We start from the raw sequence: 12,122 nt of genomic DNA, 5'->3' as shown, positions 1-12,122 counted from the left end.
CAGCTTTAAACAGAAAATCAGCTAAATCAATTTAATCACATGAATCCTGGTTCTGACTACTTTCTTATCTACAAACCTTACCTCATGCTCTCTCAATTCAGCAAAGAGGGCGATAAGCCAACACTGGCTGATCTGGATTTCGACTTTCCGAGCGATGTTTATCCCGTTGGGCGGCTCGATGCAGATAGCGAGGGATTACTGTTGCTAACCAATGACAAACAGCTTAACCACCGGTTGCTAAACCCAAAATTCCGGCACAACCGCACGTATTATGTGCAGGTTGAGGGTGCCCTGACAGATGGGGCTTGCCAGCGATTGTCGGAAGGGGTCATGATTTCGGTCGAAGGGAAAGCATACAGCACCTTGCCCGGAAAAGCGATTCGGATTGAGGAGCCGAACTTGCCGGAGCGAAATCCGCCCATTCGCTTTCGGGCCAGTATTCCAACTTCTTGGTTGTCTATTGCCCTGCATGAGGGTAAAAATCGGCAGGTGCGTAAAATGACGGCCGCAGTGGGCTTTCCAACGCTGCGACTGGTGCGGTGGGCAATCGAAAGTCTGACCGCCGATGGCATGAGGCCGGGAGACATTCGCCAGCTTAGCCGGGCTGATGTTTTGCGGGGCCTGCGCTTGTCCTGACGCCCTTACAAAATCCCTTCGTCGGCAAAACTATAATAGGCTTTGTCCGTAAAAATCAGGTGGTCGAGAACGGGAATGTCCAGCAGACGTCCGGCATCTTTTAGTTTTCGGGTTAAGTCTTTATCAGCCTGGGAGGGTGTCAGGTTTCCCGATGGATGATTATGGAACAGAATCATAGAAGAGGCCAGGTGCTCGATGGCCTGTTTGAAAATTAGCTTCGGGTCGGCAATGGTACCGGATATGCCCCCCGTACTGATTTGCACCGGGCGCAGAATTTCATTGGCACGGTTCATCAGTAAAATCCAGAATTCTTCGTGAGGTTTATCGATCAGGTGCGGTATCATCTCGTTATACGCGTCCCGCGAGCAGGTAACCCGTGCTCGTTGTGGCCGGTCCTGTTCCTTCCGCCGACGCCCCAGTTCAAGGGCGGCTATTATTGTAATGGCTCGTGCCTGGCCGATTCCTCTGAACTTGGACAAATCTTTAATACTAAGCTTAGCCAGGTCGTTCAGGTTGTTATTAACGCTCTTAAGAATGATTTTGGCTACGTCCACGGCTGTCAGGTCTACCGTGCCGGAGTTGAGCAGAATGGCAATCAATTCGGCCTCAGACAGGGCGGCCTTACCCTTGAGCATGAGTTTTTCCCGCGGGCGGTCTTCTTCGGCCCAGCTTTGAATGGTGCCGGAAGTTGGATATGACATGAGTATAAGTCAATTACGGTGCTGCTTTCGTTGACAAAGTGCACAAAAAAACCTTACCCACAAAAAGGTAAGGTTTCGAATGACCTATCTGCCGAAATAATTATCTGTTGTTTAAACAACGACAGATAATTCAACAACGACTGACTATAACTAAGCCTGAGCGGTTTTCAAACCGTTCACCAAACGAGCCAGTTTCGACTTGTTATTAGACGCTTTGTTCTTGTGAATGATATTGCGCTTGGCGAGTTTGTCTAAAGCAGAAGAAACGGCTTTATACAGTTCAACGGCCATTGCGTGGTCGGTTGTGGTACGGAGTTTTTTCACCATGTTCCGGGTGGTAACGTGCTGGTAGCGGTTCAACAGGCGCTTCTTGGCACTCGACCGGATTGCTTTTTTTGATGACTTGTGATTTGCCATTGGTATATAAAATGAGATCGTTGTCGCGATATGAGGGCGCAAAAATAAGAATTTCGGTTGGAACAACCAATAGTTCCAACCGAAATTCTTTGATTTACTTGACCTTACTGCCGAATATCGGCGTTGACAGTCAACGTTTTTTCCCAGATAACCTGGTTGTCTTTAATGAATTGCTTATAGGCTGCGCTGTTCTCAAAAGTTTTTATATCGGCTTCCGATTGAAACGTAAGATAATGAACGACGTCATACTCTGCGACGGCCTGATTTGGCAAAATTGTCTTTCCTGACGTGTAACCAACGATCTGTGGAATTTCGTGCTTTAGGGTCGCAAAACCATTCATATGCTGTTCAACTGCTGCATTTTCGACCCCTTTTTTAAATTTTACACACACAATTTGCTGTTTCTGAGCTTTTCTGGCAGGTGAGTAAGCACCATAGATTGTTAAAGCGAAAGCACAGAGTAACACAACGATTAGGGTATATCCCTTTGATTTGGCATTCATGATATTCGAAGATTTGTTATTTTGACCAAATTTTATTTTGAATCACATGGTGTTTTAAGTGAATAGTTAAATATTTTACTTGTAAAGTACCATGTTTGAGCAAATGTACAAACGTTTTATTTGGCTGCTAATTTTTGTCTCTTTTTTTTTCGTTAACCGGGTCTACGCTAGCTATTTTGTAGGGGAGAAAGCAGCTAATAAACTGCCGGTGAGTAGTATTAGTAGTCCGAAACAGTCCGATTGGGACCAGCCTCACCTAGAGAGTCCAATCCCGCATTATACATTGTGGGACCACCCAGCCTGGCAGCGTCCACTGTGGGGCCATCCAGCCTGGGGCTTCTTTGCGCATCAGCAGATCAACCGGCTGGCGGTGTTTACGCTGCCTGTCGATATGATACCATTCTTTAAGAAACACATCGATTTCCTGGCTGATAATGCAGTCAATCCCGATAAGCGCCGGTATGCGGTTGTGGGCGAAGCACCGCGCCATTTCATTGATCTGGATGCCTATCCGGATACGACAACCGCAACCTTGCCACGGTATTATAAGGACGCTACAGATCGATATGGTGAAGACTCACTGGCGTTGCATGGGCTGGTCCCCTGGCAGATACAATTGACAAAGTATCAGTTAACGGAAGCGTTTAAACAGCGTAATGTACGACGTATTCTGCGCGTAGCCGCCGATTTAGGACACTACATTGCCGATGCCAATGTGCCCTTGCATACAACCCGCAACTACAACGGTCAGTTAACGAATCAACAGGGTATTCATGGCTTCTGGGAGTCCAGGCTTCCGGAGCTGTTCAGTGCCAACTATGATTTTCTGACGGGGCAGGCAGAGTATCTTTACTCTCCACAAAAAGCCGCCTGGCGGGCAGTATTCAATGCCAATGCGGCTCTGGACTCCGTGTTGCACACTGAGCAGCAACTAACGGAACAGGTAGGGGAGACCCGTAAATATGGGTTTGAGGAGCGAAATGGAATTACCGCCAAGGTCTATTCGGCCGATTTCTCGCAGCAGTACCACGAACGGTTACATGGACAGGTAGAGCGTCAGATGCGGGCATCCGTAAAGATGGTCGGTGATTTCTGGTATACCTGCTGGGTCGATGCCGGTCAGCCGGATTTACGGGCTTTGGCAAACTATCAACTCACCGATCAGGAACAGAAAGAAGAAGCAGAAGAAAAGAAAGGGTGGTTGAAGCGGCTGTTTAAGGCGAGAGAGGAGTCCGAACCACCGGGCGGCCCCGCAGGATTTTAACTAGAAAGATTAAACAAGATTATCCATTCAACTTAACAGGATTGATGAATCGACGGAACAAGGTTGTTTAACTAAGCATGATTATACTTTCTAAGAAAAAAGGAAAGGATTAAACAAGCTGGCTTTTTGTTAATTGCCATAATCTTGTTTAATCCTTTCAATCTGGTTTAAATCCTGGTTTAGACGGCCAGCTTCTTCATGTATTCAGCGTCGTTCTTCAAACTAACCATCGGCGATTCAGCATATTCCTCCTGCTCGACCAGGAAGTACTTGATGCCGCTGTCCATGGCAGTACGCAGCGTTTTCTTGAAGTCTACGTTGCCTTTACCCAGATCATTCTGTACCGGTTTGCCGCCCTGTACGGTATAATCTTTAACATGGCATAGCTCGTAGCGTTTACCGTACTTCTTGAGGTGATCGGCTGTGTTTACGCCTGCTACATCAATCCAGCACAAATCCAGTTCGAACATTACGTTTTTAGGATCGGTGTTAGCCAGCAGGAACTCCTGCGGAAGTTTACCATCGAGGGGCCTGAAGGAATAGTCGTGGTTGTGGTAGCCAAATTTAAGCCCGGCCTTGCTAACTTCTTCCCCGGCAGTATTGAACATATCAGCAATTTTCTTCCAGTCGTCCCATGTTTTTTGGGGGCCAATGTAAGGGCACAGCAAATACGTTAATCCGGCACCGTGAGCCATTTCGATACTTTTCTTCAAGCCGTCGGGCTTTTCCATGTCACCCCGGAAGTTGAAGTGCGTGCTGACCATCTTCACGCCAAGACCATCGAGAAACGACTTCATTTCTTTGGGTTCCATGCCCCATAGGAAGCCCTTCGCCCCACTAAAACTCTCAAATTGTTTGTAGCCCATCTTGGCTAGCTCGGTCATTACGCCTTTTGGGTCTTTAGGCATTACATCGCGGGCACTGTACAACTGAACCCCAAATGGGCTGATTAATTTACTTGGTGCACCAGCCAGAAGGTTGGTTTGACTAAGGGTTAAGGCGCCGGCCGTTAACAGGCCAGACTGTTTTAGAAAACTGCGTCGTTGCATGGTTGGTAAAAGTTTGCAGGTTTAAAACGTAAAGATGGGCCGCTTCTACGCAAAATGGCCTAAAATATTTTAGACAGCTTAACTCTTTTCCGGTTTAACGGGGCCTTTACAGAATGACAAATATCAACAACGTATCTTTGCGGTCTTTCTTCAGGACGAATGACGTTTTCAAAATTATATCTACAGGCCGGACGCGACGAGGCTCTCCGGCGATTTCACCCCTGGGTGTTTTCACGGGCCATCAGTCGGTATGAGGGCAACCTGAACGACGGAGATGTCGTTGAAGTATTTGATAGCAAAAAGAACTACCTCGCCACCGGACATTACCACGATGGCAGTATTGCCGTACGTATCTTCTCGTTCAACGCAACGGCTGGTGGACCCGTTACCCCCGACTTACCGTACTGGACAAAAAAGCTGGCGCATATTCGATCTATTCGAAAAGTGATCGTAACGGGCGAAACAAACTGTTATCGACTTGTTCATGGCGAGGGCGACGGTTGTACGGGACTGATTCTGGATATGTACAATGGGGTCATTGTTCTCCAGGCCCATTCTATTGGTATGCACCGGGAACGGGAAGTTATCACCGAAGCCCTGAAAGCCGTTTTTGGTGACGAACTCAAGGCCGTATATGACAAAAGTGCCGAAACATTACCCGACGAATACGGTGCTACCGTAACGAATGGCTATCTGTATGGCCGTACACCCGTACCGCATCCGGTGCTGGAAAACGGAAATACGTTTATGATCGACTGGATAACCGGTCAGAAAACCGGCTTCTTCCTCGATCAGCGCGATAACCGGGCATTACTGGCGCAATATGCCGAAGGGAAAAAAGTATTGAACGCTTTTTGCTATTCGGGCGGGTTTTCGGTGTATGGCCTTAAAGCGGGCGCTACACTGGTGCATTCTGTCGATGTGTCGCAGAAAGCAATCAACCTGACGGATCAGAACATAACCGCCAACTTTGGAGAAAGCGATGATCGACACCAGGCCTTTGCCGAAGACGTCATGCATTACCTGAAAAATCACGATCAGCAATACGATGTCGTGGTGCTCGACCCACCGGCCTTTGCCAAAAGCCAGTCGGCGCGGCACCGGGCGGTGCAGGGCTACAAACGCCTGAATGCCGAAGGCTTTAAGCGGGTAGCCAAAGGCGGCCTGTTGTTTACGTTTTCCTGCTCGCAGGTGGTTGATCGTGAGTTGTTTTACAATACAATTGTGGCAGCAGCCATTGAAGCCGGTCGGCAGGTGCGGGTGCTGCATCACCTGAGCCAACCCGCCGATCACCCGGTCAGTTTGTTTCACCCGGAGGGCGGCTATCTGAAAGGACTGGTCTTGTGGGTAGAGTAACTAACGGCTAGTAAATAGTAGTAACTAAAGCGATATTGCCGACTGTCGTTTAACGAAATACTGTTGGAAGAGGTTTATATGTAACGGCAGAAGAGGTTATACTTCAATTGCTGTTATAGATATTGACTGGTTTCCGCTAATTTTGGGCTTCAACCGGCTCGCCACGCTGGCGACCCAGCAAGTCTTTTCGTATAACCCGATTACATACATAGCTTCTTATGGCTGAATTAATCCGAATGCCCAAAATGAGCGACACAATGACCGAAGGTGTCATTGCGGAGTGGCACAAAAAAGTGGGCGATAAAGTAAAGTCCGGCGACGTACTGGCCGAAGTTGAAACTGACAAAGCAACTATGGACCTCGAAGCCTATGACGAGGGTACATTGCTGTACATCGGTGTTGAGAAAGGGGCGTCGGTGCCGGTAGATGGCGTTCTGGCCGTTATCGGAGCAGATGGTGAAGATTACAAAGCCGTACTCAACGGATCGAGCGGAGGAAGTCAGGAAGCTGCCCCGGCGGCTCCAAAGCCAGAACCAGCGCCTGCACCTGCCAACAGCGCCAGTAATGAGTCGACCACAAAACTGCCTGACGAAAAGGCCGTATCGGCGGCTCCCGCCGAAAACGTAAACGCGTCGATCATCCGGATGCCTAAGATGAGCGACACCATGACGGAAGGAACCATCGTGGCGTGGCACAAAAAAGAAGGCGATACCGTGAAATCGGGTGATGTACTGGCCGAAGTTGAAACCGACAAAGCGACCATGGACCTCGAAGCCTATGAAGAAGGTACGCTGCTCTATATCGGTGTAAAAGAAGGTTCGTCGGTTGCCGTCGATGAGGTCATTGCCGTGGTCGGTGAAAAAGGTGCCAATTTCAAAGTACTGCTTGACGGTGGTGCGGGTGCACCCGCAGCGGGCCAGCAGGCCGCTACCGGCGAAGGTGGAAGCGCAACCGCTCAGCAAAACCCACAGGCAGATTTGCCCGCCAATGCCGATACGGATTTGTCGTATGCCGGTGGTGAAGGGGATGCCGTCGAATCGAATGGTCGGGTGAAAGCCTCTCCCTTAGCCAAGCGTATTGCCGAAGAAAAAGGCATCAATCTGGCACAGGTACAGGGCAGTGGCCCGGAAGGCCGCATTGTGAAAAGCGATGTCGAATCGTTTGTTCCCGGTAAAGCAGCTCCTGCCGCTCAACCAACGGCTCCTGCTGCTCAACCAGCCGCACCAGCACCCGCTGCAACGCCAGCTCCGGCATCAGCACAAGCGCCAGCAGCAACACCTGTTGCAGGTGAATATGAGGATGTTCCGGTTAGTCAGATGCGCAAAACAATTGCGCGTCGTCTGAGCGAAAGCTTATTTACAGCTCCGCACTTCTACCTGACCATGGAAATCAACATGGACAAGGCGATGGATCTGCGTGGTACGGTGAATGGCCTTAGCCCGGTTAAAGTATCATTCAATGATTTCGTGATCAAGGCAGCTGCGCTGGCGCTGAAACAGCACCCCAACGTCAACTCGTCGTGGTTAGGTGATAAAATTCGGAAGTACAAGTACGTGAACATCGGTGTCGCCGTAGCGGTCGATGAAGGCTTGCTGGTACCCGTTGTACGGAATGCCGATCAGAAAACTCTGTCGACGATTTCGGGAGAGGTGAAAGATCTGGCCGGAAAAGCCAAGGATAAGAAACTTCAGCCGAAAGACTGGGAAGGCAGCACGTTCTCGATTTCCAACCTTGGTATGTTTGGCATCGAAGAGTTTACGGCCATCATCAACCCACCCGATTCGTGCATTCTGGCCGTTGGTGCTATCAAGCAAACGGTGAAGTTTGAGGGTGAGATAGCTAAACCAACGAATGTGATGAAAGTGACCCTGTCCTGCGACCACCGTGTGGTGGACGGTGCTACAGGGTCTGCTTTCCTGCAAACGTTCAAGCAACTGCTCGAGGATCCAATGCGGATGCTGGTATAAAAAGAGGGTAAGTAAAATAAGTGGAGTAAGTGCAGTGGTGAACAGTCTGTCCTCACTGCACTTACTCCACTTATTTTGCTTACTACGATACCAATAAAAAAGGCCTTCCGATTAATCGGAAGGCCTTTTTTATTGAAAACCTAAAAACTTAGATCGTTGCGGGTTCCATTGCGCCCTGAAGTTTTTGCTCCAGTACGTTTTTGGGAACGGCGCCGATTACTTTATCAACTAACTGACCGTTTTTGAAGATCATCAGCGTCGGGATGCTGCGGATACCAAATTTAGCGGGAACCTGGGAGTTTTGATCAACGTCCATTTTCGCTACTACGGCTTTCCCTTCGTATTCACCGGCAAGTTGCTCTACAACGGGCCCGATCATTTTACAGGGACCACACCATTCGGCCCAGAAATCTACTAAAACAGGTTTGTCAGAATTTATAAGATCGTTGAAGTTCGCGTCGGTTGCTTCTACGGCATGTGTTCCTGCTGCCATGACTGAAAGAGTTTATTTGTTGAACTTGTTTCATGAGCATAAACCGTTTTCACGCCGTTTAGTTCCGACTTTTACGCCACCTTGCACGTCACGCCGTCTATGGCTTCCAGCGACCGAAGCAATGAATTGGCGGGTGACACTTTCAACGTTCTTGCCTGTAAGCTGACTTCGATGCGCTCACTATGATCGATCACATTAAGCGACAGCGTACAACTGCCGGGATGGGCATTTACTAACTCGTTGATTCTGGCTACGAGTTGAGCGTTCAAGGAGTCCAGGGTTAACGATACGCGTAGCTCTTTGCAGAATTTTTCGCGCATGTCGTTCAACAAACGGATGCTGGTGGGTTTGAACTCTAGTTGTTCCGAACCCCATTTATTCTGGGTCTTGCCCGTAATGTGCAGGAAACGCCCCACCTCGATATATTGTACCAACCGAACATAATCGTCGCCGAAAAGAGCCATTTCCAGGGACGAATTGTAATCTTCTACTTTGAAAATACAGAACGGATTTCCACTTTTTGTTACCCGCATTTGTACCGCCGATACAATGCCCCCCACTTTGATTTCGGGTTGTTTGGTCTCGAAAATATTGGCTAGTGTGCAGTTACAAAATCCGTCCATCTCAAGTTTAAACTCATCCAGCGGATGACCGGTGATGTAAAAGCCGACAACATCCTTCTCGAATTTCAACTTTTCGATTTGATTCCATTCTGTTACGATAGGCGCTTTGGGACGGGAAAGCATTGGTTCGCCGTTCATCATTGCCCCAAATAAAGACTGCTGAGCGGCTGCTTTCTCGGCGTGGTAGTTGTTGGCGTAGCGGATAATTTTGTCCAGAAACGGTGATGTATCGCCCTCGGCCATCTCGAAATACTGCGCCCGATGGTACTCGTCGATGCTGTCAAATGCACCGGCATAGGCCAGTGATTCCCAGGTTTTCTTGTTCACCGTGCGCAGGTTGACCCGGATAGCAAAATCGAATATGTCTTTGAATGGGCCACCCGCTTTACGTTCCTCAATGATGGCTTCAACGGCCGCGTCGCCTGCTCCTTTGATACCCCCCAGTCCGAAACGAATCTCCCCTTTTTTGTTAACCCCAAAAAAGCGTTCGGATTCGTTCACATCCGGCCCCAGAACCGGGATGTTGATGTTCTTACATTCTTCCATGAAGAACGTAATCTTGTCGATCGTGCCCAGGCAGCTTGTTAAAACAGCCGCCATGTATTCTGAGCGATAGTGGGCTTTGAGGTAAGCTGTTTGGTACGCTACGAAGGCATAACAGGTTGAGTGCGATTTGTTAAAGGCGTAGGAGGCAAAGGCTTCCCAGTCGGTCCAGACTTTCTCGCATACTTTCAGGGGCAGGTTATTGGAAGCACAACCATCCATAAACTTGCCCTTCATCTTATCCAGCGTGGCTTTGTCTTTTTTACCCATCGCCTTCCGCAGTACGTCGGCGTCGCCTTTGGTGAAGTTGCCCAGCTTTTGCGACAGCAGCATCAACTGCTCCTGATACACCGTAATGCCGTAGGTATCCGCCAAATACTCTTCCATTTCTGGCATGTCGTATTTAACTTCTTCACGGCCGTGTTTGCGGTTAATGTAGTTCGGGATATACGCAATCGGACCCGGACGGTAGAGGGCGTTCATGGCAATGAGGTCACCGAAACGGTCAGGTTTCAGGTCTTTCATGTGCTTTTTCATGCCGTCGGATTCAAACTGGAATACGGCATTGGTTTCGCCCCGCTGAAAGAGTTTATAGGTTTCCTCATCGTCCAGCGGAATATCATCAATGTCGGTTTCAACGCCATTAATAAAGAATCCACCGTGATTTTGCCGGATAAGCCGCAAACATTCCTTGATGATGGTGAGGTTGCGCAACCCCAGAAAGTCCATCTTGATTACCCCCGCATCCTCAATAACTTTACCCTCATACTGGGTGATGATCAGGTTCGTATCTTTTGAGGTCGATACGGGGACAATGTCCGATAAGTCGCTGGGAGCAATGATAATACCGGCGGCATGAAGTCCCGTATTGCGTACCGTACCTTCGAGTTTACGCGCTTGTTTGAGAACTGCCGATACCTTTTCGTAATCTACGATCCGCATGGCGGCTGCCGCACTCTTGTCGCCTGCTTCCAGCGCGCGCATCCGTTTCACGTTATCCAGTTCTTCGGGCTGAATCACGTTCGACAGGCCACCCGGCCCTTCGAGCGGGTCCTCAAAAATACGTTTGAGGGTCATGTTGTAAGTCGGCTTGTCGGGCACGAGCTTCACCACGGCGTTGGCATCCTGCAAGGGTAAGTCCATTACCCGCGCTACGTCTTTGATGGACGATTTGGAGGCCATGGTACCGTAGGTCACGATCTGTGCCACCTGCGCTTTGCCGTATTTCTGAACAACGTAGTCGATTACTTTCTGACGGCCTTCATCGTCGAAGTCCGTATCAATATCGGGCATCGACTTCCGGTCGGGGTTCAGAAAACGCTCGAACAGCAGGTCGTACTTGATGGGGTCGATATTGGTGATACCGGTGCAGTACGCCACCGCACTACCCGCAGCCGAACCACGTCCCGGCCCGATCATAACTCCCAGATCGCGCCCGGCTTTGATGAAGTCGGCCACGATGAGGAAGTACCCGGCGAATCCCATTGTTCTGATCGTGAACAGCTCAAAATCAAGTCGTTCCTGAATATGGGGCAGAATGTCGACGTAGCGTTCTTTAGCCCCTTCATAGGTCAGGTGGCGCAGGTACTCCCACTGGTTAAGTACGTCGTCGGTATGCTGCTGGAATTCCTTCGGAATCGGGAAGTTGGGCAGCATGATATCCCGCTTCAACTTCAGCGTTTCGACCTTACCCACAATCTCGTTGGTATTGTCGATGGCTTCGGGCAGGTCTTTGAAGAGCGTGGTCATCTCCTGCGTGTTCTTGAAATAGAACTGGTCGCTGAAGAAGGCGAAGCGGGTGTTTTTAGGCATTACATCGTCGTCGCTGAAATCTTTCATCGACGGGGTGCTTTGCTTTTCGTTGGTATTTACGCACAGCAGAATGTCGTGGGCAACCCAGTCGTCCTGATCGACATAGTGCGAATCGTTGGACGCAATGATCTTAACGTTGTACTTCCGGGCGAACTTGATCAATACCTCGTTGGCTTTGATCTGGTCGGGAATTTCGTGGCGTTGCAATTCAACGTAATAATCCTCGCCAAAGCGGTCGAGCCACCATTTGAACTCGATCTCACCCGCTTCTTCGCCTTTTTTGAGAATGGTTTTGGGTACCGATGCGCCAATGCAGCAAGTGGAGGCAATGAGTCCTTCTTTATACTGGTCAATCAGTTCTTTCGTAACGCGGGGATATTTGCCATATAATCCCTCCATATAGCCCAGCGAGCAGAGTTTTGCCAGGTTTTTGTAGCCTTGTGCGTTCTTCGCCAGCAGCAGCTGGTGGTAACGAACGTCCTTTTGCTCTTTGGTGAATTGTTTTTTGTGGTGGTCTTCAACGACATAGAATTCACAGCCAACAATAGGCTTGATGCCCTGCTTGCTGGCTTCGGCTACAAATTCAAATACCCCGAACATATTGCCGTGATCGGTGATAGCAACGGCCGGCATATTATCGGCTTTAGCCTTCTTAATCAGCTTCTTAATATCGGCCTGGCCATCGAGCAGCGAGTATTGAGTATGGCAGTGAAGATGTGAAAATTGCATATTGTCTGAACCCGGATTTTTATGATTTC

Annotated in this window: 10 protein-coding genes; 4 read left to right on the top strand and 6 right to left on the bottom strand. The window is 49.2% G+C overall.

The features are described from left to right. The first annotated feature begins 39 nt into the window (after positions 1–39). Positions 40–636 (top strand): pseudouridine synthase, encoded by a 597-nt coding sequence (locus tag NT073_RS26075; protein ID WP_297379510.1) that lies wholly within the window; start codon positions 40–42, stop codon positions 634–636. 5 nt (positions 637–641) lie between these two features. On the opposite strand, the gene radC is transcribed toward NT073_RS26075, so the two are convergent. The 3 genes from radC to NT073_RS26060 form a co-directional block, all read right to left on the bottom strand. After that, the gene (gene radC / locus NT073_RS26070) at positions 642–1,337 is read right to left on the bottom strand and encodes a DNA repair protein RadC (RefSeq protein WP_297379507.1); all 696 of its coding nucleotides are present in this window, start codon (positions 1,335–1,337) and stop codon (positions 642–644) included. Between the two features lie 150 nt (positions 1,338–1,487). Further along, entirely contained in the window at positions 1,488–1,754 is a 267-nt protein-coding gene (gene rpsT / locus NT073_RS26065) for a 30S ribosomal protein S20 (protein ID WP_012925140.1), read from the bottom strand. Between the two features lie 104 nt (positions 1,755–1,858). Next, the gene (locus NT073_RS26060; RefSeq protein ID WP_297379502.1) at positions 1,859–2,257 is read right to left on the bottom strand and encodes a Dabb family protein; all 399 of its coding nucleotides are present in this window, start codon (positions 2,255–2,257) and stop codon (positions 1,859–1,861) included. Between the two features lie 91 nt (positions 2,258–2,348). Here NT073_RS26060 and NT073_RS26055 point away from each other — a divergent pair, with 91 nt between their 5' ends. Continuing rightward, positions 2,349–3,521, top strand: a complete 1,173-nt coding sequence (locus NT073_RS26055) for a zinc dependent phospholipase C family protein (protein ID WP_297379499.1) — start codon at positions 2,349–2,351, stop codon at positions 3,519–3,521. A gap of 179 nt (positions 3,522–3,700) precedes the next feature. Here NT073_RS26055 and NT073_RS26050 read toward each other — a convergent pair whose 3' ends face one another. After that, on the bottom strand, positions 3,701–4,570 hold the full coding sequence (locus tag NT073_RS26050; RefSeq protein ID WP_297379496.1) for a sugar phosphate isomerase/epimerase: 870 nt from the start codon (positions 4,568–4,570) through the stop codon (positions 3,701–3,703). Between the two features lie 159 nt (positions 4,571–4,729). Here NT073_RS26050 and NT073_RS26045 point away from each other — a divergent pair, with 159 nt between their 5' ends. Next, positions 4,730–5,926 carry a class I SAM-dependent rRNA methyltransferase gene (locus NT073_RS26045; RefSeq protein ID WP_297379493.1) on the top strand — a complete coding sequence of 399 codons (1,197 nt, stop codon included), beginning with the start codon at positions 4,730–4,732 and terminating at the stop codon, positions 5,924–5,926. Between the two features lie 218 nt (positions 5,927–6,144). Continuing rightward, positions 6,145–7,893, top strand: a complete 1,749-nt coding sequence (locus NT073_RS26040; protein ID WP_297379491.1) for a pyruvate dehydrogenase complex dihydrolipoamide acetyltransferase — start codon at positions 6,145–6,147, stop codon at positions 7,891–7,893. 148 nt (positions 7,894–8,041) lie between these two features. Here NT073_RS26040 and trxA read toward each other — a convergent pair whose 3' ends face one another. Further along, positions 8,042–8,386 carry a thioredoxin gene (gene trxA / locus NT073_RS26035; RefSeq protein WP_012925146.1) on the bottom strand — a complete coding sequence of 115 codons (345 nt, stop codon included), beginning with the start codon at positions 8,384–8,386 and terminating at the stop codon, positions 8,042–8,044. Positions 8,387–8,457: 71 nt separating this feature from the next. Next, entirely contained in the window at positions 8,458–12,093 is a 3,636-nt protein-coding gene (gene dnaE, locus NT073_RS26030) for a DNA polymerase III subunit alpha (RefSeq protein WP_297379486.1), read from the bottom strand. Between the last annotated feature and the right edge of the window lie 29 nt (positions 12,094–12,122).

The sequence above is a fragment of the Spirosoma sp. genome, from assembly GCF_026391055.1.
Classification (GTDB): domain Bacteria; phylum Bacteroidota; class Bacteroidia; order Cytophagales; family Spirosomataceae; genus Spirosoma.
Note: the sequence above shows the minus strand (reverse complement) of the source record. Positions and strands in the feature narration are given on the sequence as shown.